This window comes from Ruegeria sp. HKCCA5929 (assembly GCF_013034525.1).
In the GTDB taxonomy this organism is placed as follows: Bacteria; Pseudomonadota; Alphaproteobacteria; order Rhodobacterales; family Rhodobacteraceae; genus Ruegeria.
In genome coordinates this window covers 290834-315204 of record NZ_WQGE01000003.1, presented here as the reverse complement: position 1 = coordinate 315204, position 24371 = coordinate 290834, and the positions used below count along the sequence as shown (strand labels likewise).

General features: G+C 57.1%; 19 protein-coding genes. 3 read left to right on the top strand and 16 right to left on the bottom strand.

Annotated elements, in window-relative coordinates; all coding sequences use genetic code 11:
- Nucleotides 1–41 precede the first annotated feature (41 nt).
- The 16 genes from GOV90_RS10280 to GOV90_RS10205 all read right to left on the bottom strand — a co-directional run bounded on the left by GOV90_RS10280 (nucleotide 42) and on the right by GOV90_RS10205 (nucleotide 21593).
- On the bottom strand, nucleotides 42–605 hold the full coding sequence (locus tag GOV90_RS10280) for a sarcosine oxidase subunit gamma (protein WP_171094668.1): 564 nt from the start codon (nucleotides 603–605) through the stop codon (nucleotides 42–44).
- Entirely contained in the window at nucleotides 598–3552 is a 2955-nt protein-coding gene (locus tag GOV90_RS10275; protein ID WP_171094666.1) for a sarcosine oxidase subunit alpha family protein, read from the bottom strand. The genes GOV90_RS10280 and GOV90_RS10275 overlap by 8 nt, the downstream gene beginning before the upstream one ends.
- Nucleotides 3549–3836: a sarcosine oxidase subunit delta gene (locus GOV90_RS10270; RefSeq protein ID WP_171094664.1), complete on the bottom strand. Its 288-nt coding sequence runs from the start codon at nucleotides 3834–3836 to the stop codon at nucleotides 3549–3551. The genes GOV90_RS10275 and GOV90_RS10270 overlap by 4 nt, the downstream gene beginning before the upstream one ends.
- A 12-nt stretch (nucleotides 3837–3848) precedes the next feature.
- Nucleotides 3849–5099: a sarcosine oxidase subunit beta family protein gene (locus GOV90_RS10265; protein WP_171094661.1), complete on the bottom strand. Its 1251-nt coding sequence runs from the start codon at nucleotides 5097–5099 to the stop codon at nucleotides 3849–3851.
- Between the two features lie 253 nt (nucleotides 5100–5352).
- Nucleotides 5353–6180: a response regulator gene (locus GOV90_RS10260; RefSeq protein ID WP_253284766.1), complete on the bottom strand. Its 828-nt coding sequence runs from the start codon at nucleotides 6178–6180 to the stop codon at nucleotides 5353–5355.
- Nucleotides 6181–6191: 11 nt separating this feature from the next.
- Nucleotides 6192–7436, bottom strand: a complete 1245-nt coding sequence (gene glp / locus GOV90_RS10255; protein WP_171094660.1) for a gephyrin-like molybdotransferase Glp — start codon at nucleotides 7434–7436, stop codon at nucleotides 6192–6194.
- Nucleotides 7429–7914 (bottom strand): plastocyanin/azurin family copper-binding protein, encoded by a 486-nt coding sequence (locus GOV90_RS10250; protein WP_171094658.1) that lies wholly within the window; start codon nucleotides 7912–7914, stop codon nucleotides 7429–7431. The genes glp and GOV90_RS10250 overlap by 8 nt, the downstream gene beginning before the upstream one ends.
- A gap of 14 nt (nucleotides 7915–7928) precedes the next feature.
- Entirely contained in the window at nucleotides 7929–10133 is a 2205-nt protein-coding gene (locus GOV90_RS10245; protein ID WP_171094656.1) for a HEAT repeat domain-containing protein, read from the bottom strand.
- Between the two features lie 141 nt (nucleotides 10134–10274).
- Nucleotides 10275–12956: an arsenate reductase (azurin) large subunit gene (locus tag GOV90_RS10240; RefSeq protein WP_171172842.1), complete on the bottom strand. Its 2682-nt coding sequence runs from the start codon at nucleotides 12954–12956 to the stop codon at nucleotides 10275–10277.
- A 14-nt stretch (nucleotides 12957–12970) separates the two neighbouring features.
- Nucleotides 12971–13540 carry an arsenate reductase (azurin) small subunit gene (locus tag GOV90_RS10235; protein WP_171094652.1) on the bottom strand — a complete coding sequence of 190 codons (570 nt, stop codon included), beginning with the start codon at nucleotides 13538–13540 and terminating at the stop codon, nucleotides 12971–12973.
- A gap of 5 nt (nucleotides 13541–13545) precedes the next feature.
- Entirely contained in the window at nucleotides 13546–14730 is a 1185-nt protein-coding gene (locus tag GOV90_RS10230; protein WP_171094650.1) for a cytochrome-c peroxidase, read from the bottom strand.
- Between the two features lie 11 nt (nucleotides 14731–14741).
- Nucleotides 14742–15845, bottom strand: coding sequence for a cytochrome-c peroxidase (locus GOV90_RS10225; RefSeq protein ID WP_254440146.1), 1104 nt, complete (start codon nucleotides 15843–15845; stop codon nucleotides 14742–14744).
- A gap of 139 nt (nucleotides 15846–15984) precedes the next feature.
- Nucleotides 15985–18210 (bottom strand): PAS domain S-box protein, encoded by a 2226-nt coding sequence (locus GOV90_RS10220; RefSeq protein WP_171094648.1) that lies wholly within the window; start codon nucleotides 18208–18210, stop codon nucleotides 15985–15987.
- A gap of 129 nt (nucleotides 18211–18339) precedes the next feature.
- Nucleotides 18340–19770: an NAD-dependent succinate-semialdehyde dehydrogenase gene (locus GOV90_RS10215; RefSeq protein ID WP_171094646.1), complete on the bottom strand. Its 1431-nt coding sequence runs from the start codon at nucleotides 19768–19770 to the stop codon at nucleotides 18340–18342.
- 81 nt (nucleotides 19771–19851) lie between these two features.
- On the bottom strand, nucleotides 19852–20817 hold the full coding sequence (locus GOV90_RS10210; protein ID WP_171094645.1) for a LysR substrate-binding domain-containing protein: 966 nt from the start codon (nucleotides 20815–20817) through the stop codon (nucleotides 19852–19854).
- Between the two features lie 2 nt (nucleotides 20818–20819).
- The gene (locus GOV90_RS10205) at nucleotides 20820–21593 is read right to left on the bottom strand and encodes an aspartate dehydrogenase (RefSeq protein ID WP_171094643.1); all 774 of its coding nucleotides are present in this window, start codon (nucleotides 21591–21593) and stop codon (nucleotides 20820–20822) included.
- Nucleotides 21594–21740: 147 nt separating this feature from the next.
- Between GOV90_RS10205 and GOV90_RS10200 the strand changes: the two genes are divergently transcribed.
- The 3 genes from GOV90_RS10200 to GOV90_RS10190 all read left to right on the top strand — a co-directional run bounded on the left by GOV90_RS10200 (nucleotide 21741) and on the right by GOV90_RS10190 (nucleotide 24342).
- Nucleotides 21741–22694 (top strand): dihydrodipicolinate synthase family protein, encoded by a 954-nt coding sequence (locus GOV90_RS10200; protein WP_171094641.1) that lies wholly within the window; start codon nucleotides 21741–21743, stop codon nucleotides 22692–22694.
- 106 nt (nucleotides 22695–22800) lie between these two features.
- Complete coding sequence (locus tag GOV90_RS10195) at nucleotides 22801–23343, top strand: 3-hydroxyanthranilate 3,4-dioxygenase (RefSeq protein WP_171094639.1); 543 nt, start codon at nucleotides 22801–22803, stop codon at nucleotides 23341–23343.
- Between the two features lie 24 nt (nucleotides 23344–23367).
- Nucleotides 23368–24342, top strand: a complete 975-nt coding sequence (locus tag GOV90_RS10190) for a TRAP transporter substrate-binding protein (RefSeq protein ID WP_171094637.1) — start codon at nucleotides 23368–23370, stop codon at nucleotides 24340–24342.
- The last annotated feature ends 29 nt before the right edge of the window (nucleotides 24343–24371 follow it).

Below are 24371 nucleotides of genomic sequence, written 5' to 3'. Positions count from 1 at the left end.
AAGTACGACCCGAACAGCCTAAGGCGCTTGGTGACCGAGCCTCATAAGCCCTTTGCTACTTCCGTCAACGCATGGTGAACCGAGATCGCGTAGCTGCGCGGTGCATAGACAGAAAAGGTCGTCCCCGCCTGATTGCAGCGCAGCAGGCATCCCACGTGATGAATTGCGGTGCGGGTGAATGCGCCCGCCGACATCTGTTCGACATCTAGGACGGTAAGGCGTTGAAACAGGTCGACGACACCTTGTCCGGACACATCAATCCGAACAAAGGCATCCGTCTGATCCGTGATTGACGCGATGCCTGCCAGTGCATCCGCAAGGCGACGGGCCAAAACCAACGGGCCAGAAAACGCCTCTTCACACAGATATTGATTTGCGCCAAGCCAGTGCAAACTGTTGGCTGTACCGTCTTCGCTGCATCCAGGCGCGGGGATTGCGACGGAGCACAGGCTGGCCAACTTGGCTTTCAGCGCCTCCTCCTGACCCAAACGGGCTGAGATCGACGCCAAAGCGATGTCGTCACGCTCTTGAAAGGTCAGCGCTCCAATCACGTCCTTCCGAGGTTCGGTACCGCCCAAGGCGGCCTTGGCAACAAAATCACGCACGGAGCCTGTCTCCTTCAGGGTCAACGAAGTGAGCGCTGACAAGGGTTGCTTGGATGTTCACGTTGTCCACCGGGCTCACGATCTGAACCGTCTCGCCCAGACGCTCGGCGCCGCGCTGGACAAACGCAAGGCCGATGCTGCTGGACAAGTGTGGCGAATAGCCGGCCGAAGTGACATAGCCCTGATCGTTCTGCGGCAGATGTGACGCGCCTTCCGCAAAGACATGCGACCCGGCCAACACAGTATCTGAGGCATCAACGGGTTGGATGCCGACCAAAGCCAATCCATCAGGGTCAACCAAGGCCTCTCGTGCGCTGAGCGGTGCGCCGATACTGTCTTTTTTGGTCGAAACCATACGGCCCATACCCAAGTTATGGGCGCTGACAGTTCCGTTGAGTTCATTCCCCGTCACATGACCTTTCTCGATCCGCAACACACCCAGCGCTTCCATCCCGTATGGGGTGACCCCCAAGGGTTGACCAAGCTCCATCAGGTGCCGGATCAACGCATCGCCATACCGCGTGGGCACTGCAAGTTCAAAAGCCAACTCACCCGAGAACGAGATGCGGAACAACCGCGCCGGGATGCCGCCTGCAATGGTGATTTCGGCGCACCCCATGAAGGGAAAGGCCTCGTTGCTGATGTCAAAATCTCGATCAACGACCTGCTGCAACAGCTCACGAGATTTCGGGCCGGCAACGGCAAACTGCGCCCAGGCGTCGGTGGCCGAAATCAACTGCACGTCCATGTCCGGGAACAAGCATTGATGTACAAATTCCATATGACGATAGACGCCCACCGCGTTGGCTGTGGTTGTGGTGACCACAAAGTGATCCTCGGCCAGACGCGCTGCAGTGCCGTCATCCATGACAAGGCCGTCTTCTCGCAGCATGAGCCCATAGCGGGTTTTGCCTACGGGCAGCTTGGCAAAACCGTTGCAATAGATCTTGTTCAAGAAGGCGGCTGCATCTGCACCCTGAACGTCGATCTTACCCAATGTGGTGACGTCGCAGACACCCACACTGCTGCGCACGGCCAGGACCTCGCGGTCCACCGATTGACGCCAATGGGTTTCACCGGGCTGGGGGAACCATTGCGCACGCAACCACGGGCCAACCTCGACGAACACAGCGCCCTGTTCTTCAGCCCATTGGTGGCTGGGCGTCAGACGGGTGGGTTTGAAATCTTTCCCGACCGACCGTCCTGCCCACGCGCCCATCGACACCGGCGAATACGGCGGTCGGAAGATGGTGGTGCCTGTTTCAGGTATGCTCTTGCCCGTGATCTCGGCCATAACGGCCAGCGCGCCTACGTTTGCTGTCTTGCCCTGATCGGTCGCCATACCCAGCGTGGTATAGCGTTTCAGGTGCTCGACACTTCGGAACCCTTCCTGCTCTGCCAGCTTGACGTCCTTGACCGTCACATCGTTCTGAAAATCCAACCAGGCGCGGCCCTTACCAGGCACATGCCAGAGCGGAGATATTTGGTATTCTTCGTCTTTGCTTTCCGGCAAATCGATCCGTTTGGCTTTGATCCCCAAATCTTTCAAGGCAGCAAGCGCCGCATCCTTGCCGGACGCAAGCGCGCCGGAATTGGTAAGCTCGCCTGCCGCGGCCCCTGCAACACACATACCCGTTGGCAGATCTGCCGACGGCACGAAAGCTGCAAGCGTGTCTGACCATTGCGGACGACCGCGTTGGTGACACGTCAGTTGCACATTCGGGTTCCACCCACCCGAGACACCCAATCCGCTTACCTCAATCGGTCGGGTCTGACCGTCGGACAATTGCACGGTGATCATTTTCAATCCAAGACGGCCCCGCGCATCTGTGACCTGTGCGCCCGCCAGTAACTCGCACTCGGCAATGCGTGGCACGTCGTGACGAGGGTCGATCACAGCGACGACTTTTACCCCTGCGCGGATCAAGTCTTGCGCGGCAAAGTGGCCTTCGTCGTTGTTGGTGAAGATCGCAACGCGCTGACCCGGTGTAACCGCCCAACGGTTTGCATATTCGCGCATCGCACCTGCCAGCATGATGCCCGGTCGATCATTGTTGGCGAACGCGATGGGCCGTTCCGTCGCCCCGGCACACAATACCGAACGCTTGGCGTAAACGCGCCACAGAATCTGCCGCGGCTTGCCCGCTTCGGGCACCGCGAGGTGATCTGACACGCGCTCGAGCGCACCAAAGATGCCATGGTCGTACACACCAAACACAGTGGTGCGTGTCAGCAGGCGGACATTGTCCATCGACGCCAGCTCGCCCAACGTCTGGGCAACCCAATCGGCATTCGATACACCCTCGAACCGGTCACTGTCGGCCAACAAGCGACCGCCCATCTGGCTGTCTTCGTCCGCCAGAATGACTCGTGCCCCGGACCGGGCTGCCGTCAATGCGGCGATCAATCCCGATGGACCCGCCCCGATCACAAGCACATCGCAATGCAGGTAACCTTTGTCGTAGATGTCCGGATCGTCTTCTTGTGACAGACTGCCCAAACCCGCGGCCTTGCGGATCATTGGCTCGTACAGCTTTTCCCAGAACGCTTTGGGCCACATAAAGGTCTTATAATAGAACCCTGCCGTCAGAAACGGCGACAACCGGTCGTTGATCGACATCGCATCAAACGCCAATGAGGGCCAGCGGTTCTGCGATTTCGCCTCAAGCCCGTCAAACAGTTCGATCGTCGTCGCGCGCGTGTTCGGTTCCTGCCTGTTGCCCGTCCGCAATTCGACAAGCGCGTTGGGTTCTTCCGAACCCGCAGCCAGAACGCCGCGCGGACGGTGATACTTGAAGGAACGGCCAACCAGCCGCACGTCATTGGCAAGAAGGGCCGAGGCCAGCGTGTCGCCCTGATAGCCTTCGTATGACTTCCCATCGAAGGTAAAACGCAGCTTTTTCGAGCGGTCGACCAAGCCCCCTTGCAAGCGATTTTTCTGAGTCATTTCCCGCGCCCCATCTTGCGGGCAACGTCCCGCGCCAGTTCCGTTGCCAGGATTTCATGCGTCAATGTATTGCGGGTAACCACCAGCCAGGACCGGTCACCCTGTTCATGAAACCAAAGCTCGCGATGCGTGCCCGCAGGGTTGTCCCGCAGGTAGACATAGTCGTGAAATTCGTCTTTCGCCGTTTCTGACTGCCAATCTGGCCGTTCGATCAACGAGGCGTCGCCCAGATAGGTGAACTCGGATGCATCACGCGGGCCAAGCAATGGGTGATTGATAATCATGTCCTGGCTTCCTCAGTGCAGATTCGGTTGCGGGCCTGCGCCTCTTTCGTCAATCATCCGACCGGTTTTGAAGCGGTCGAGGCGATATCCGGTGGCGACCTCATGCGGGCGATCAGTGGCCATCAAATGCGCAAAGCAAAAGCCCGAAGCGGGGGTTGCCTTGAAGCCGCCGTAACACCAACCCCCATTGAAATAGAGGCCCTCGATGCCCGTGTGATCGATAAAGGGTGATCCGTCCATCGACATGTCCATCACACCGCCCCACATCCGAAGCAGGCGCGTTCGGCCAATCATCGGCATGACAGCCATGCCCCCTTCAACAACATCCTCTACCACCGGCAAATTGCCCCTTTGGGCATAGGTGTTGTAGCCGTCGATATCGCCACCAAACACCAGCCCGCCTTTGTCGGACTGGCTGATGTAAAAATGCCCGGCCCCATAGGTGATTACACCGTCCAAAACAGGCTTTAGACCTTCAGACACAAAAGCCTGCAAAACATGACTTTCGATAGGCAGACGCATTCCCGCCTGCCCCATCACGCGACCAGACGAACCTGCAACAGCAACGCCCACCTTTTTGGCTCCGATGTAACCTCGGGTGGTTTCAACACCCAGAACTTTGCCGTTTTCGATACGAAACCCGGTGACTTCACAGTTCTGAATGATATCGACGCCCCGCTGGTCCGCCGCGCGTGCATAGCCCCAGGCCACCCCGTCATGTCGCGCCGTGCCACCACGCCGGTGCAGCAAGCCGCCAAGGATCGGGAACCGCGCGTTGTCAAAATTCAGGAAGGGATACATCGCGCGCACGCCCTCTGCATCCAGGAGTTCGGCGCCTGAGTCGGTGAACATCATCGCGTTGCCCCGACGACGGTAAGCGTCGCGCTGCGAATCCGTGTGACAAAGGTTAAGAATACCGCGTTGGCTGACCATCGCGTTATAGTTCAGGTCCTGTTCAAGGTTTTCCCATAGCTTGAGTGAGAGCTCATAAAACGGCTGGTTGCCGTCCAGCAGGTAGTTGGCCCGGATGATCGTTGTGTTCCGACCGACGTTACCACCACCGATCCAGCCTTTTTCCAAGACCGCGATTCTGGCTGCACCATGTTCCTTAGCCAAATAGTAGGCAGTTGCCAGACCGTGACCGCCACCGCCAATAACGATGAAATCATAGTCTGATTGCGGCTCGGGATCTCGCCACGCGGGGCCCCAACCCCTGTGACCATTCAGAACCTGTCGCAAAATAGCGAGAGCCGAATACCGCATCTGGATGTGTTCCTAACTGTCTGTGCACCGGCGCATATTGAGGCAGGTGAATGGCCGCGTCAGTGCTTATTCCGTCATGCACTTTAACAAGAGCGACAAATTGCAGACGAGTATGTGACTGTTCTGATGAGATGTGAATGCAAGAAGCCTTTTGTTTTTCTCAGGAGCGGGAAACTATCGAGTTGAAAATCTACCAAACCGTTCATGCCCCAGATAACGCTTAGCGGATCGTTTGCCTGACCGGCTTTACGATTCAAACTCCGGATTTCTGCACGTTTGCGGCGAAACAGTATCCGATTCCATGAACCGTCTTGATAAATGTCGGCTGGGTCGGGTCGGGTTCGATTTTTTTGCGAAGCCGTAATACGTGGACGTCAATTGTGCGGTCGCCGACTACGGTCTCGCGCCCCCGCGCCTTGTCCAGCAACTGATCGCGTGAAAAAACCATATGCGGGCTTGTGACAAAAGCTTGCAATACGTCAAACTCAGTCGTTGTCAGGGGCGTTTGCTGTCCACTGTCTTTGGAGGTCAGCGTCCGTTCATGAGGGTTCAAAACCCAATCACCGAATGTGATTAGCGCAGATTCAGACCCGTTTTCAGAGGTTGCGCTCTCTTCAGTTCGGCTTCTGCGCAGTACGGTTCTGATACGCGCCAGAACCTCACGTGCTTCAAAGGGTTTGGTGATGTAATCGTCGGCCCCGAATTCCAGGCCGACAACCCGATCAAATATGTCATCGCGGCCCGACAAAACGATAATCGGGATATTGGATTCAACGCGAAGCTCACGCGTAATGTCAAAGCCATTGCGCCCCGGCAAGCCGATATCCAGCAGGATCAGATCCACGCCCCCATGGGCCAGAACCGCATCCATTGCAGTGCCATCCGCCGCGCATGTGACCTGACAACCCTGTTTCTCAAGATACCTCTGCAAGAACGAGGTGATCTGCGGATCATCATCAACAACAAGAATATGTTCTTTGACCATAAGGGTTTCCGGGCGGGCGTTACTGGCTGGCGCAGACCTGTTGTAACCGCGCGCGCTTGGATCGTGCAAGCCGCGAGCGGTAACAGTTTTCAGCATAACGTGCGACATCAGAACCTTAGAAAGCCCAGCCCCTGCCCTGGGGACATTGTTTCGGTTTCGGCCGGGATGACCGCCAAGCCGTCGGCCTGCGCCAGCAACGCGACCCGCCCGCTATAGGACGGGGCCATCAGCCGCAGGCGCGGCGAGCCATCTGCCGAAAAGCCTTCGATCTGGACCGGTCGGTATTCTTGCCGGCCAGCGCGGCGTTGCAGCGGCTCCGCCAGAACCGCTTGTTCCGGCACTTGAGGTGCGCGATGCAATCCGGCTCGTCTTGCCGTCATTTGCGATCCGATAATTTGCCAGGTCACATAGGCCGACACTGGATTGCCTGGCAACCCGACATAAAGAGCATCCCCGCGCCGTCCGAACATGATCGGTTTGCCGGGCTTCATCGCAACCTTCATCACTTCGGTCCGGCCGCCGATCGCCTCAAACAAGCGTGGCATGTGGTCTTCATCCCCAACCGAAACACCGCCGGTCGTGATGATCAGATCAGATGTCTCACACGCATCACGCAAAACCTGCTCCAACAAGGCTGGGTCATCTTCGACCGGCCCCTTGTCGGTCAAATCGATCCAGGGCTTGTCCAACAGCGCCCGTAGCATATAGCGGTTCGAGTTGTAGATCTGACCGGGCCCGAGATCGTCACCCGGCTGTTTCAGCTCGCTTCCCGTTGAAAAGATCGTGACCTTCAGCTTGCGCACCACTTTCACCACACCATACCCGGCAGAGGCAAGGGCCGCTGCTTCTCGTGCAGTAATCTCGCATCCCCGACGCAGGATTGGGGCGCCTGCCTTCAGATCTTCGCCCACCCTGCGGATATGCTGCCCCGGTTTCGGCCGGCGGGTGAACCGGATGCCGTTCTCTGTGACGTCGCAATCTTCCTGCATCAACACCGCGTCGAAATCGCTTGGAACCGGCGCGCCGGTGAAGATACGCAGGGCACTGCCCAGCGGGGCCGAATGCGCACCGCTGTCTCCCGCTGCAATGCGCCCGCCAACCAGCAAATCGAACAGCGGACCGTCGCCCAGATCCTGAGTCCGAACCGCATAGCCGTCCATTGCCGAATTATCGAAGGTTGGCATGTCGACCTTGCTTGTGCAGTCCTCTGCCAGCACCCGTCCGATCGCTTGGATCAACGGTAATGTTTCCGTGTCGGTCAACGGATCAGAGACGGCCAAGCCGCGATTCAGTGCCTGTTCGACGGACAGGTACATATGAGCGTGGCGGTCACAGGCGCATCCATCAGCCATTTTGGTTCTCCAATTGTTCGAACAGCGCTTCAAACCCAGCCTGCTCGGCCTCACCGAGCTTGGGCAGATAGGCGCGCGCTTCTTCCAGGTTCGAGTTGGGATCGCCAACAACCAGCAGCATCACCATTCCGTGTCGGCCATGCACGCGGCAGCGAATACCATAGACGCCCTCTTTCTCGAAGGTCAGGTCCATCTCGGGCTTGCCCCTGATCTCGAAACTACGGGCTCCGACGGGGATCATTCGGATAATCGACGTTACCGTGTGACGCCCGGTCGACCCCTTGAAACGCACGGTTGCACCGGCGGGTACACGCAACAGGTTCGGCTCAAACCGAAAGGTATGCGCCGGGGTATCGGCATTCAAATCGATGATTTGATGCACAACGACAACCTCGGGAACGTCCGCGGCCTGCGCGACAGGAGCAAATGCCAATGCCCCTGCCAATATCGCTGCACATGGTTTCAGCGAAAATGTCATCTGTCCCTCCGGGTTCAGGCCGCCCGTGAAGGTTCCCCCAACAAATCGGCCAGCGCGCTTATCATTACCGGCCATTCGGCGCGGTGGTCTTCGTCGCGCAACTCGGTCAGCAATTGGCGACCAATGGACATCACTGCAGGGGCGTCGTCTTTGACATAGGTCAGGATTCGCTGCTCGGGGTTGGCCAGAAGGAACGGCACAATGGCAGCGCCTGCCTGATCCGGTGCTGTCACCGACAAAAGACGCATCGCTGCTTGCCGTACCGGGGCCGAGATGTCATCCAGCAGGCTGCGCGCCACGTCCGGGGTGCCATCCCATTGGGTTAGGACGTGCATGGCGTCGATGCGAAAGGCGGTATCTCCGGTTTTTATCATCGCCCGCAACTTACCTCTCAGCGCGTCTTGCGGTGGCAGATCGGCCTTTTGCAGCAGTTTCAACGCTTGCAGCGAAAGGGTGGAATCTGTGTGCGAAAGCCCCTGAGTGATCAGGTCGACAAGTTGCGCTTCGTCCAACTCAAGCCCGTTGCGCACAATCGAAACGCCAAGCGCTGCAAAGGCGTGTTGTGCTATGTCGGTTTCGGGGTCCTTGGCAATCTGAGCAAGCATGATCTGCATCCCGCGAATTTCGCCCAACAGGCGGATGGCAGACATGCGAGTTTCCCTTTCTAACGCCTCGGCATCGTCGTCCAACGCCACGCGACGGCGTTTGGGATGACGGGTCGCCTTGGCCAACAGAGCTTGTTCGCGTGGGCTAAGCGGCTGGACGTCGTCTTCCGAGGCCTCTTGTGTCATTTCAGCAGCAATAGCGTCATGACCCAAGATCGCGCCGAGGCTGGATGTCGGGCCGTTCTCGCCGCCTTCTGACACATCAAGACCCGCGTCTTGCAACGCGGCGATGTCGGTTAGCGGAGCGTCTCTTTCTTCCTCTTCTATTGCAACCGGCATCGGGGCCAACGCGTAGGACAGCAACAACTCGCGTCCCTGTTGTTGGTTTACATGCGGGCGATCCATGTCAGTAACGATCAAGGCAAGAGACGCCACAGCCTTGAGCCGAACGGACCGGAAGGGCGAGCGACATGCACGCTGCAACCATTCAGCCGCTTCGCGCAGGGGCGAAGTCGCAAGAGCATCCACGATAGCCCATTGCACGCGCTCAGCCTTGAGGTCATCGCTTTCAACAGAAAAAAGCGCATTCAGGCGATCCGCCACCAAAGTCGGCGCCAAAGCTGACAACAGGCCCAACGCCTGCGCCGAGACCTCGGGCTGTTGACCGGTGGCAAGGAAGTCCAGCACTTGCCAGCGCAAGTCTTCCTGATCCGCGATAGGCTGGCTACGATCCAGTCGATCGATCAGCGCCATTTGAACCTTGGCGCCGGGGTCACGCATCATACGATCCAGCAGTTCGGGTTCCGAAAAACCGGACTGATTGAGCGCGGCAATCCGAATTTCTTCCACAGAGTCCGTCAATGCCCGCTCGACCAGAACCGGATTGTTAGGCATCAGTGCCTCATAGGCAATCAAACGAACGGCACCATCCTTATCATTCAAAGCCTTGCGCAGAAGACCTTCGGCTTCTTCACCACCAATCGTCGCCAGGGTACGTAAGGTGCGGTGGCGCAGGCGGCGGTTTGAAGACTGTGTGAAAACGCCCAGAGTTGGCACGGCTGGTACGCCAATCCGTCCCAAAGCCTCGCAGGCAACATCGCCCAACTCCTGCCCGTCTTCGTCCATCAAAGCCATGACAATGGGTTCAATCGCGGCTGCATCCCCCATCTGGCCCAACGCCTTGATGGCCGCGATTTGGGTGTCCAACCAGTCGTCCCACTCATCCTGATGCAGCTCGTCTTCGTCCCACGTGATCTCGTCGCCTCGTCCGGTTACGAGCGTACGCAGATAGGGCGCGGCATCCGCTGCCTTCAACTCGGCCAAGGCGGTAACGCAGGCCAGTTTGACCTCACCACACGGGTCGTGGATCAGGTTTTCAAGCAATTGCGGGGCGGCTTCTTTCACACCCAATGCCCCTAAGGCTTGGGCGGCATCCTGTCGGACGTCCTCATCGTCGTCCAGCAGCGCTTCGATCAGGGCCGGGCTATTGCTGGCTCCAATGGTCGTCAGGGCCTGAATCGCGCGCAGGCGAATGACGTCATATTCGGATTTTGCATATTCGGAAAACAGGCCGGTGGCCTCGTCTCTCAGGGCGGTGTTGGTCTGAATGTTCATATCAAGCTGCCATGTTTGTGTTGGGAAGGTTGGGAAGTGGAAGGCAGGTTTCCCAACCGATACCTGCCTTCCAGGTGGTCCCTTCTGCAGTGGGACCGAACCAGAGGGGCGGCATGTCGTCCGCCCCCCGGTATGCTGTCATCAGGCGATGTCACGCGGTGCAAAGGACATCGTGCGGAACGACGTCTTGTAGGGGCTGGGCCCAAGTTTGCGGACTTTGGCAACACCCATCTTGTAGTTGTAGTTGCCGCTGATCCAGTCGACGATCCGGCCCTCAAGCGCGTTCGCAGGCTGCTGCATGTGCAGGAAGTCCATGTAGACCACGCTTTTCTTGATGGCGGGCGTGACCATGGCCACGGCGGTGATCGCCGCTTTGGTCAATTCGATATGCCCGTTCTCCATCAGTTTCGAGAACTGGAAGTCATCGCCTTCCACACCCAGCAGCGTGTGTTTGTTGCCCGGAACGCGTTCCGAATACACCATCACATAGTCGCCGCTTTCGATGCCGCGTTCAGCCGCATCGTCGGGATGGATTTCGACCCAGTTTTCCGGCCAACGCTGCACGATGTACGGGCGACGGCGGTCGTCAAAACCGGATTGCCAGCGTTCGTTGATCCGACCCGAGGTGGCCCACAGCTCGCCTTCTTCCTTGTTCGGGCTGAGCCATTCCCAATAGTCCGAGAACAGGTTCCAGGGCGATTTCTGGATGTTGCACTTGCCGGTCTGGCTGTTGAAATGCGTCAGCTTTTTGTTGAACACATCCGCGCCTGCCGCTCCGGTATCGGGCAATGTGCGGGTTGTGTCGTGCAGACGCTTGGTTTCAATCAGCGTGACACCATCGGCATCCAGCATGACCGGGCATTGTACACCATCGGTGCCGAACTCACGGACCTTCTGGTGCAGGCCTTTGCCCTCTTTCTTGGCCAAACGGTAAACAGCGTGGAAGTCCTTGCGCGACCCACGGGTAAAGCGCACGGCCTCTTCCGCTACCTCGTTCGAGTTCTGCCAATCGAACCCGTCAAAGCCCATCCGCTGCGCCAACTGCCCAACAATCCACCAGTCAGGTTTCGCTGAACCGGGCGCATCATAGAACTTCTGATACAGACGCAGGCGGCGTTCGCCGTTTGCACGCAGGAAGTCTTCTTCACCCCAGGTCGCTGCGGGGAACACGATGTCGGCATAGCGGTTGCCGATCGGGTCCTGCAGATAGATGTCCTGGTTGATCACCACCATGCCACCACTGTCGGCGCGGGCCTTCAACGTGTCGATCATCTCTTGCTTGTCGAAAGAGGCGATCTGGTGCGGGTTGCGAACGGTGAGTTCTTCGAACTTGTCTGCCAGCTGCTGGCTACCGCACATGGATTGGATCCAGGTGGTGCCGATAACGTGGGCCATACGGGTATGGCCCGCGATCAGATACCGGTCAGTATCCATGGCACGGCGACGACGACCCGGCAGTTTCTCAGGCGATTTGTTGCGCGGGTATTTCCCGCCCTTCACGCCGCCCCGCTGGTGGCCACCGGCCCGGCCAATGACCTGACCCGGACGACCGCCACACCCACAGATGATGCCCAGAGCGGAAATCGCCTGCGTGTTGCCGGTATTGTTGGACCAATAGAACCCTTTCTCGATCATGATCGAGGTTTTCGGGCGCGAGCCGTCATCCTTGGGTTTAGCAAGCCGTTCGGCGGCCGTGTAAATCTTCTGCACGTCGATCTCGGCCATGGCCGCAGCGGTCTCAGGCGCGAACTCGTCCTGCGACAGAAGCCATTCCTTCCAGTCGTCAAAGCCCTTGGTCTGGAACTTGCCCCAGGTTGTCCGCCACTGCCATGGCGTGTTCCGGGTGCCCTGACCAAAGCCGGATGAGCTTTCCCATTTGTTGTTGACCCATTTCTTGATCCAGTCGCTGTCTTCCCAGCCATTTTCCACGATGACACGGGCAATGGCGTTGACGACAAGCAGGTCAGTGCCCGGCAGAACGTCGATATGCAGACCGCCCATTTTCTCGGCATGGGCAACACCGGCAGACCGGCGTGGGATCAGATAGATTTCTTTCTGACCGTTCTGCATCCCTTTCATCATCCACTGGGTATAGAGGATGGTCTTGGTCTCATACGGGTCGGTGCCACAGACCAGCAGGGTTTCCGCATCGCGCCAGTCCTCATAGGAGGGGCCAAAGTTGTCAAAGCCCGCATCCCTGAAACCGGGGGTCGAGGTCACGTCAGACGGCGTGTCGTGGAAGGTGAAGTTGGCAGTGTTGATATGCCGCAGCGCGTATTTCGAGATCGCATAGGTGTTCTCGATATACTGGTAGCTGAAGGTTTTCACGCCATAAGCGTTGGTGCCGTGCTTGGCAATGACGTGGTTGCCCACCTCAGCCGCCACATCCAGCGCCAGATCCCACGGAACCGGCATCAATGTGCCATAAATCCGCATCAGCGGGGTCTTCAGACGGTCACGTGTCGGTGTCTGCGGGTTATAGCATTTCTGCGCGATACACCCGCCCCGCAAGGAGCTGTCGCCGTCAGTGTTGACGTATTGCGTGTCCTTGTCAGGAATGATCACCACGTGGTGCGGCTGACCTTTGTGCAGCACGATATTGTGCTGGTTCGGCGCGACCCAGGCACCCAAGGGTGCAACCGGGAAATCTTCGCCAAATGCGTTCTCGTCCGCAGTGGGGCCACCGGGCTTGGCCGTCACGGGCCAGCGGTAGACTTTGTAACCACAGGCCACGATGCAGTAATCGCAGGCGGTCGAGATGACCTCGGCACCTTTGGGCGGCAGCGGAACGTTGGTTTCGGGTACGTAATACGGGGTTGCCATGATACCGTCTCCCCTTATGCAATCAGGTTGTCGTAGCGGCCGTAGATCAGGCCGAACATGCCAACGGCGTAAATGTCATCACCGTCCAGTTCCAAAAGAACCTGAGGCAAAGACTGGTAGGCTTGCCCCGAAACGAGGATACCGTGCCGTGTCACGTCATAGGTGGACAGGTGCAGCGGGCATGGGCCCAGCACCTTATGTTCGGGTTTGTAGCTGTCGTACATCGACCCGCCCTGGTGGGTGCAGGTGAGGTTGAAAGCCACAACATCCCTTTCCGGACCGATGCCACCGCCGCTTTCCACGCCGGTCTTGACCAGGATCGAGTCCGAATAATCGCCCTCATCCGGGTAGTAGAATTCGACCGGAACATCCTGTTCCAGCTCGGACAGTTTGCCGATCAGCTTGCGCGGATAGGTGGATACTAGGGCGGGAACCTGTTCGGCCTGGCCGTGACGGGTGGGCATGGCCACCATCACGGCAAAGGTCGCGGCCCCCGAGGCGAACAGGAACTGACGGCGGTTCACGGTGCAGGCCTTTTTGGCCTCGCCCGAACAGCTGTATCCGGTTGCGTTATGATCTGTCATGACGCTTACTCCTCTGCTGCCGCAGGAAGCGGCTGGTAATCCGGCAGATCAGGTTCCTCGACCAGGATCTCGTCACCGGACAGGGATTTCAGGAAGGCCACCAGATCCGCCTTTTCCTGATCATTCAGGCCAAGGGGTTGGATCAGCTGGGTTTTGTTGGCCGAGAACTCATTCTCGCCACCGCCCTGGTTGTAGAATTCGACCACATCCTCAAGCGTCTCTAACATGCCATTGTGCATGTAAGGTTCGGTATAGAGGGTGTAGCGCAGGCTTGGTGTTCGGAACTTGCCCTTGTCAGCCTTTTCCTTGGTGCGGAAATAAAAGCCGGGGTCGTCCTTGGTGTGGCGATACATCTCTTCGGTCGAGCCTTTGGCATAAAGCTCATACCGGAAAGTGACTTGAGCCAAACCATCATCCTGCCAACCGTCATAGGGGGGCACGCCGGTGTTGTAATATTTCTCATCCGACAGCAGCGCACCGTTGTGGCATTCGGAACATTGCGCCTTGCCAGTGAACAACTCCAACCCGCGCTTTTGCTCGTCCGTCAGTGCCGCATCATCCCCGCGCAGATAATTGTCGAAGGGCGTGTCGGTCTGAACAATGGTGCGCTCAAACGCGGCGATGGCGCGCCATGCGTTCGAGATACGCGGCCATTGATCGCCAAAGACATCATTGAACCGTTCGACATATTCAGGAACGAAGGCCAAACGCGCCTCCATCATGTCGGCCTCGCCATTGCCGGCGACTGCACCGCCTGCGGCGGATTTCGCTTGGCTCTCAAGACTCTTGGACGAACCCGCCCAGAACAGTTTTCCATAGTAAGCCGAGTTCACAACGGTCTGGCTGTTGCGCCAGTGGGTTGTACCCGGATAGCCAAACGAGATCGGTGCCTCGACATCCCAGCCCACTTCGGGCAGGTGACAGGCTGAACACGGGGTCGATGGGTTACCGCCCAAACGCGGGTCGAAGAACAGCATTTTGCCCAGTTCGATCTTGGCGTCGGTTTGCGGGTTGTCCAGCGGGATGGGTGGTTCACCCAGCGCTACCAGTGGCGCATCCGGGTCGGGGTCTGCCCCGCCGATACCGGCCTCAATCTCCATACTGGTTTCCGCGATGGCCTGCGAACCAAGGACGGCAAACAGGGCAGCGGTGGCGATTGTGCCTGAAAGGTAAGACTTAAGGTCTTTCATGGGTCCACTCCTCAGTTTGTTGCGTCTTGCCAGTTTTCGATCGGCGCATAGTCCGTATCGATCTCTTCGGCGACGAATTCGGGGCCGGTCAGTGGCTCGCCGGACAATGCCTTGAGGAAGGCCACCAGTTGTGCTTGCTCGGTCTCGTTCAGGTTCAGCGGTTTGATGCGCGGATCCTTGTTTTCGTCGTCACCGCCACCGGCGTTGTAGAAAGCGACCACATCCTCCAGCGTCGCGATTGAGGCGTTATGCATATACGGTGCCGTATAGGTCAGCTCGCGCAGCGTTGGGGTCATGAAGGTGCCGAACGTGTCAGCGGTGTGGGTGCGGATATACGCACCAGGATCGGCGCGCAGGTTCATGTAGTTCTCGACGCCGAGGAACTTCATCATGGTCACGAAAGTGATGTGACGTTCCGGAGTTGCCCAGATATCGGGATTGTCGCCAACACCGATATTGTGCGGCAGGTCATCGGTGAACCGCTCACCCGAGTGGCACGAGTTACAGCCGCTTGCGTTGAACAACTCGTACCCCGCTTTGGCCTCATCCGACATCTCACCCGAGTCAAAAGGTGCCCCGCGCGAAATCAGCGTTTTCAGGTATTCCGGGATCGCGTTGCGAACACCGCCGTTCGAAGGTTCGCCAAATCCGGCGGCTTCGAACATCTCGACGTAGACCGGGTCCTGCTTGATGCGTTCCTGCATCAGGCGCATGTCCATATTCATCGAGTATGTCTCGGTGATGCTTTCGCGGGTCACATCGTTGAGGTTGGTGCCTATGCGACCGTCGTGGAACCACGCTGCGCGCTTGGCGCTGTTGATCAGCGTCGGCACGTTGCGGAAATGCAGGCTGCCCGCATATGCGTCTGACAGCGCTTGTCCGTCGGTGAACCCGTTTTCCGGCTGGTGGCAGCTGGCACAAGACAGCTCGGTGTCGCCTGACAGTCTTGGATCAAAAAACAGTCGTTTGCCAAGGGCCGCCTTGGCTGGGTCGAACTCTATGGCTTCTACCGGGCCCGGCTCATCCGCCTGGGCCTGGTGAACCGGGAACGCGACGCCCATCGTCAGCAGCGAAACTGTCGATAGCGCCGAGAACCATGTTCTGGCTTTGGTCATCATCTAAAAGCCCCTTTTTCGCTATTCCGATCTCTCGGCGTGGCCAAGGACCGGCTAAGCAAATACTAAGGAGCAGTTGTTTCGTGAGAATTTGAGCTTTGTTAAACTATGAGAAGAGATGTTAAATTATGTTACAAGCTCAGGTCATTTGAGATCGGATGATCCGGGCAAGCGACTGAACTTCCAGTGGTTTTTGAACCATGATGGGCGAGGCTCCGGCAACCGTTACCTCGGCATCGTCGAAATAACTGCTGATCAAAATCGCAGGCAAATCAGACCGCACTGCGCGTACGGATTCGATCAGATCTGTACCCCGAAGGCCAGGCATCATCAGGTCGCTGATCAGGATGTCATAGCCGTCGGGGTTCTCGCGAAACGCATCACGCGCTTTTAGCGGATCGGAATACGCCTCGACCCGATAGCCATATCTCGTCAGCAATCGACGGGTCACGTAAAGGATGTTCTCATCATCGTCGACCAACAGGACATGTTCGTCACCGGCTACGGCCTCGACCTCGGCCTGATCTTCAAGGCTGAGCGCAGGCATCAACGGATAGTACAGGCTGAAACAGGTGCCTTTGCCTGGCTCCGAAAGCAGTTCAACACGACCATGGCATTCCTCAACCGTGTTGTGCACGATGGTCAGGCCCAGACCGGTGCCTTTGCCAACAGGCTTCGTGGAAAAAAAGGGTTGGAATACCTGTTCCTGCAGGTCCTGGGCAATCCCCGGGCCCGTGTCACTGACATCCAGACGGATTACGCCGATGGCGCCGTCTGGCAGGTCATCCAGCGCATCCTTTTCGGCCAAGCCTATGCGCAACACAACTTCGCCGGGCTGATCGCCGATAGCTTCAAACGCATTGTGACACAGGTTCAAAAGAGTCTGGAAGAACAGGGTGCCATCAAAATCGGAAAAAGCAGTTTCGATCTCTACATCAAAGCGTGTTTGGACACTGGGTGGTGCAGACACCCGAATAAGGTCCAGTGCTTCCTGGGTGGCTTTGACCATATCGCCACGGCGCGGGTTACGTGGTCTTTGCCGGGCGAAGGTCAACATCTTGCGGACTAACGCTTGCGCGCGGCGCGCAGCGATTCGAATATGGTTGACCGAGGTCTGGATGTCGTCATTCCCTTCCGCATCCAGTTCGATCAAATCGGCATTCCCGGTGATACTCATCAACACGTTGTTGAAATCATGCGCAACTGAGCCTGCCAGAATGCCCACTGCTTCCATCTTCTGCACTTGGGCAAATTGCTCATGCGTGCGCCGGGTTTCGGTGATGTCTTCGCCAATCCCAATGTAGTGGGTAACTTTGCCGTTTTGATCGACCAAAGGAAAAATCGCGGTCGACACCCAGAAATGATTGCCGTCTTTGCTCAGGTTCCGAAAGATGCCGTACCAGCTTTGCCCACGTTGCAGTTTCTGCCTTAGATCGGTGTAAACCCCCTGCCCCGAATGTCCTGATTGCAGCATTTTGGGGGTGCGTCCATAGATCTCGTCGGCTTCGTATCCGCTGAGATCAAAGAACTTGCGATTGGCATATTCGATCTTCAGTTCCGTGTCCGTGATTATGATCGAGGCCGGGCTTTGCTCGACTGCCCGTGCAAGTTTGCGCTCGGCCAGTTCCACCTGTTCACGCAACTCCAATTCGGCTTTCAGACGACGATTGGTGCGTAGGATATTGGCGATAAGCAACGTGGTCAGGATCGCGATCACGCCGACAACAACAATCAAGCCAACCAGCAGGACAGAAAAACGCCGCACCAGCTGTTCCCCTTCCGAGAACGCCTGCACCATATCTGACAAGCTTTGATCCCGCTCGGTGATCCAAAGCGCCTCGAGCTGGGACAGCGCTTCTAGTGCGTCGCTGTCATCGACCCGCACCAGAGCATCTATTTCTTCGGCACGCAGGCCGTCGGCTATGCCCGCTTCGATCTTGGGAATATTCCCAATATACTCGCGCGCCACCTTTTCGATCCGCTGCAACGCATCCAGTTCGATCTGCGAAGGGGCAGCATTTCGATAGGTCTCAATCGTTGTAAGCAGGTTCTGCGACTGCGTTTGCAAGATCGGACTGTATTCGGCGTCAAGCCGCAAGACGTAGTTCTTGAAGTTGTGGATCAGCCCGCCATACCCAAAATATCCCCGGATTTCCGATATCCAATATCCGCGTGGGGTCGTCTCGACAGAATAACCCTGCCAAACCTTTCGCATCTCGCCGATACGGTCTGTTGTTTCTCGGGACATGTACAAAAATACCGAGAGTATAAATGCTAGCGCGACACCCATCGCGATGGCCACACCAAGCGGTGCGGTCAAAGATTTTTCTGGTGGGGCACCTTTGGTTGTCGCGGGTTGGCTCATTGTGAACACCATTGTTCCTCCGACCTGATCCTTGCCGTTTGGACTTACCCTTGGTACCCGGACGACACACTTTTTGCGAAGCGCTTTTAGCGCGGCAAATCGTGCCTTCTTTGGGATATGCGGATTTGCTCAGACAATCTTGGCTGAGTGCCAGACGTTTTTGACCGTCATGTAATTCTCAAGCCCTTCGGTTCCGCCCTCACGGCCGGACCCGCTGGACTTGACCCCTCCGAAGGGTGTTTCCGGCATCGACGCTTCAAGAGTGTTAATCGACAGGTTGCCAACCTCAACCTCATCGACAAGTCGGTCGATGTAGTCTGCCCTGTTGGTAAAGGCGTATCCGGCCAGGCCATAGGGAACAGAATTTGCCTGTTCGATCGCTTCGTCCAACGACGATACAGGGTTGATGACGGCCACTGGACCAAATGGTTCTTCCTGCATGATCCGCGCAGTCTCAGGAACGTTCAACAAGACCGTAGGTTGGAAGAAGTAACCTTGGTTTCCCAAAGGCGCGCCTCCTGTGGCGACAATCGCGCCTTTGGCGCGCGCGTCTTCGACCAATTCACTCAGCGCGGGCACGCGTCGGTCGTTGGCAAGTGGGCCCATTTCGACCTCAGCATCCAAACCGTTACCAACAACGGTGTCAGCAGCCCGCTGCACAAAATCACGAGCATATGACTCAAAAATGCTTTGATGCACAAAGAAGCGAGTGGGCGAAGTACAGACCTGCCCCGCGTTGCGCATCTTGCGCACCGCGCCAGAGATGGCCGCAGCTTGTACGTCGGTGTCTTCGCACACAATGACCGGTGCATGCCCGCCCAACTCCATCAGAACGCGTGTGTCACTTTGCGCTGCCAGAGCGGTCAGGTGTCGCCCAACGGTTGTAGATCCGGTAAAAGCCACAAGGCGTACCGGATCCTGAGGGATCAGATGCCCGGAAATTTCCGCCGGTTCCCCAAATACCAAATTCAGAACACCCGGCGGTAACCCGGCATCTTCAAACGCCTTGGCGATATGTAAGGCCCCTGCGGGGGTTTCTTCTGCGGCTTTCAAAATCACCGAACACCCCGAAGCCAATGCACCGGCGATTTTCCGGGCCGGTTGGCTCATGGGAAAATTCCACGGTGAAAACGCGGCGACAACGCCAATTGGCTGGTGATGTACGGCGAATTTGTGACCCCAAGCCGCCGGAATGATACGCCCATAGGTTCGCATGGCCTCGCCCGCGTCCCATTCAAAGAACTCAGCGCCTCGGATCACTTCAAGTCGGGCTTGCTTGAAGGGTTTGCCATGCTCCAGGGTCATTGAATGCGCAATCACGTCGATGCGTTCGCGCATCAGGGCCGCAGCACGCAGGATTGTATCCGCGCGTTCGCGAGGAGACGTGCGGCTCCAGACGCGGAAGCCTTTGACAGCAGCTTCCAGCGCATCGTCCAGGTCCTTGACCGACGCGCAGGGCAGCCGTCCAAGCTCTTCTTCGGTCGCCGGGTTAATCACCGGGATGTCACGCCCGGTCTTTCGCCACGCGCCATCTATGTACAGTTTGAGCTCTGGATACATGAAGCTGACACCTCTTCTTGCCTTGTTTTCAAATCGCGCGACGCCTCGTATTACATCAAGTGAATTGAACAAATACGGGTATCACTTTGGCGAATAGCTGATCGGTTTACCCTGCGCCGCCCTGTGCAATGCTGTCTTAAAGGCCCGGCCGGCGGGCGACAGATCATCGTCTGCTCGGAAAGACACACCAATCGGTCCCTGCCCGAACGGAACCGCCCAGGCCAGCTGGGCAAGGTGCCCGTTTTCGATATCCTGCGCGACGACTTCTGCGGGCATAAGGCCGATCAAGTCGCGTGATTGCAACAGCGCCCGGTTCGTCAGATATGACACCGACTCGATCATAACTGGCGGCACATATTGCTGCTGGCCAACAAAGAAATGATCGACCTGACGGCGCAACGTGGTCTCTTGCGGGGGAAGTATCCAGCCGAATGGTTTGGTTTGGGCAAATGTCACGTCGTCCCGACCGGCCAGCGGGTGCTGCGGACCGACAATGGCCAATATTCGATCCTCAAACAGTTTTTCCTGCCGGATCTTGTCGCGATGCCGATGCGAGGGCAGACGGCCCACAACCATGTCGATCTCTCCTGAAAGCAGCCGGGGCATAAGGACCTCGTTGGTGCCTTCGCTGATCTTGACCGCCACATTCGGGCGGTCTTCCAGCAGCAGTTCAATGGCCGCAGGCAAAAGACTGGTCGACGCTGCAAGCAACGTGCCAACCACAACGCGACCCGAATTCCCTTCGTTTAAGTCATCAAGTTCCTGCGCAGCGTTCGAAACCTGGGCAAAGATCAGCTTCCCATGACGGATCAGGGTCTCTCCGAAAACAGTTGGGACCACCCCACGATTGGTGCGCGTGAACAGTTTAACCTCGAAGTCCAGCTCAAGATCCTGAATCATCTTGGTGGCAGCGGGTTGAGAGATTCCCAACTCGCGCGCAGCATTCTGGATGTTTCCATGCGCACCCACCGCGACCAGCAGACGCAGTTGGCGCAGTTTCAGCCGGGTCAACGCACGATCCACGATGCGGGAATGACGCCCAACCATGGCTAGAGAACAATCGGTTTGCAAAGCTGATCCAGCTTGGACAGCACGCTCATCGCCGCAAGCGCCGAGCTTCGCGGATTGTCGGGCAGAGCTGTGCCACTGATCCGAAACTGAAAGGTGCCAAAGTCGCCTTCGGCCTCGACCTCGTGAATGTTCTTCTGAATTGTCGGATCGGCGATCAACCGAACTTGTGTTTTGTCAAATCCAACACCCGCCAATGCAACGGCAGCTGCGACATTGGCATTCTTGGGATAGGCCAACGCTGCTTCTCGGGCAGGACCCTGAAAATGCGTTTCGGCCTTGCTGATATTGCCCAGATCAAGAGATTGCTCAGCAAGCGACCCTTTCCACCCCGCAGGTGGTTTGCGCCCCACATAGGTAACGGACTTAAGCGGACCAACTGCAGCAGCGCTAAGGCAGTCCAACCCTCCAATAGCGCCACTAGCCAAATGCAAGCGGCCCCCACCTTGTCGCGCGGCCCTGTCCAACCGGTCCGCAACCTGCTGATCCGCCAGCGCCCCGACCGAGACACTGATTATATCGGTACCCCGTGCCAGAATGTCTGGCCCCAAACCGGCCAAAGCCTCGTGCCCTGCGCAGTCGAGAACCATATCAACACCATCGGGCAGATCCTCAACCGAGCCGACGGACAGGGGCGATTTTGAATCGACACGATGCGGCCTGACCATAATGGCCGCCAACTCGTGCCCATGTTCTGACAAGGCGTGCTGTACATATTGCGCTATTGCGCCGGTTCCGATGACTGCAATTTTCATGCCTGAACCCTAGACCAGCACTGAAAAAATCTGAATTGGTAAGTTTGTGATATAAATAATTCCGATAGCCATTTCCCTGAAATTGCTCTGGATCGACTGTCGCGTTGTGCTTTTCATAAGCTCAAAGCCACTGGGACTGCGCTAAAAATGAAATACTCAAAACACGACGCCAAAGCCTACGCACGCGAAAACATGACGGGGATCTGGGCTGCGGCGTTGAATCCGTTCAACGAAGACCTGACGCTGGATGAGGCCGGACTGCGCGCCAACATCCGCCATTGGATCGACGATCTGGACATTCAGGGCCTGTTCATTGCCGGAAAACAGGGCGAGTTCTTTTCGATGAGCCTTGAGGAACGCAAGCGGAACTTCGAAATTGCCGTCGAAGAATGCGCAGGCAAGGCCGGCGTGATTGTCTCGGTCTCAGATCAGAACATGAATACGGCGTTGGAGCTGGCGCATCACGCGCAGAATTGCGGAGCGGACTACATCGTGCTGCACGCGCCGGTTCTGAGCTTTGTGCAGGATCGCGGTGAAGTTTTGTATCAGTATTACAAACGCTTTTGTGACGAACTGGACATCGGCATCGCCATGTGGAGCCACCCGGACAGCGGTTATCTGATGCAACCCGAAGAATGCGCGCGCATAGCGGATCTGCCGAACATTGTGGCCATCAAATACTCGGTCCCACGCGAGATGTATGTGAAGCTGACCCATATGGTAGGCGACAAGATCCATGTCTCGACCTCGGCCGAGCATGAATGGCTGGACAATATCCTGGAACTCGACTGGAAGCTCTATCTTTGTTCCTCCCCGCCTTATCAGTTGCAAAGCAAAGTTGATCAGCGGATGAACGAATACACGCAACTGGCCTTTGCCGGAAAGGCTGATGAAGCGCGACGTGTGTTTGACAGCCTGAACCCGGTTCGGGATGCCATGAAACGCACGCGACCTGCAGGTAAACCCACGGCATTTGGAAAGTATTGGCAGGAGTTACTGGGTCAGGTCGGTGGCCATGTGCGTCCACCGATGCTGGAATTAACCGAGGCTGAAAAGACGATCATTCGCAAAGCCTTCGACGAATGCGGCCTGCGCGTCTAAAACGGTTACGCGCTGAGCTTTATAAAGAAATCTGATAGCTAGATGCTGATAATTTCTTTGCTGTTATGGAAAAACGCGCCAAACTTTCGGGGATAGGGAGTGGGACATGTCAAAACTGAAAGCATTCAACTTCAAAGCCTGGATCGACGAACACCGCCATCTGCTCAAGCCACCTGTAGGCAACCGACAGGTCTGGGAAGATGCCGATCTGATGGTCACGGTTGTTGGTGGGCCGAACAAGCGGACCGATTATCATGACGATCCTGTGGAAGAGTTTTTCTTTCAGCTGGAAGGCGACATGGTTCTGAAAATCTTTGACGGCGAGGAATTCTATGACGTTCCGATCCGCGAAGGTGAAGTGTTCCTGCTGCCACCGCATGTGCGCCATTCTCCGCAACGCCCACAGGAAGGCTCGATTGGGCTTGTTATCGAACCAAAACGCCAGACAGGTGAGCTGGACGCCATCGAATGGTACTGCTTCGAATGCGGATCACTGGTGCATCGTGCGGAAATGCAGCTAAAGTCCATCGTTGATGACCTGCCTCCGGTTTATCAGAAGTTCTATGCCTCGGAAGAAGATCGTACTTGCCCGAACTGTCAGGCGGTGCATCCGGGCAAGGAACCGCCCGAGGGCTGGGTTACGTTGTGAAATAAGATCAAAACAGGGGAAGTCATGAAACATATTGCAAAAATTGCCGCCTCTGCGGTTGTGCTGGCAATGTCATCCGTCGCCGCTCAGGCCGAAGAATTCCGGTTGGGGCTGATCACACCTCCACCGCACATTTGGACCAAAGCTGCTGAGGCGTTTGGGGCTGAATTGAATGAGGCCAGTGGCGGCGCGCATTCGGTGTCGGTTTTCCCGGCGCGCCAGCTGGGGAACGAAGCTGAAATGTTGCAGCAATTGCAAACCGGTGCGTTGGACATGGCCTTCATGACGGTGGCCGAGGTTTCTAACCGCGCGCCCGAGTTAGGGGCTTTTTACGCTCCCTATCTGGCAGATGACATTGGTCACGCGGGTCGCATCCTGCGATCCGACACGGCTAAATCCATGCTGGAACCGCTGCCAGGACAAGTTGGCGTCGTGGGCTTGGGATATGGTATGGCCGGGCTGCGCCAGATCGTCAGCCGCGGCGATGTTTCATCCGCCGAAGATCTGTCTGGCCTCAAGCTGCGGATCACGCCATTCACGCCTATCCTCGACTTCTACAACGCAGTAGGTGCCGCGCCCACACCAATGCCCTTGCCAGCGGTCTATGATGCACTGGCCAACGGCCAGGTCGACGCCATCGACATGGATGCCGAGCTGATCTGGGTTCTGAAGTATTATGAACACGCTGACACCATCGTGCAGTCGGATCATATGATGTTCCCGATGGTTGGTCTGGTATCGGCCAAGGTCTGGGCGGGTTTGTCGGAAGAAGACCGAGCGATGATTTCTGAACTGATGGCCAAACATGTCGACAGCACCATCGACGCCTATGTCGAAAACGATTCTAAATGGCTGGAGCAGATCGAAGGCACGGGCAAAGCCTACAAGAAGGTTGACGCCGCATTCTTTGGCGACGCGATTGAAGAGTGGAACGGGATCTGGTCCGAGAAGACCTCCTCACTTGACGCTTTGCGGCAGACTGCGGCAGAAACAAAATAACGAAAACGGCATGACGAAAAGGGCGCAGG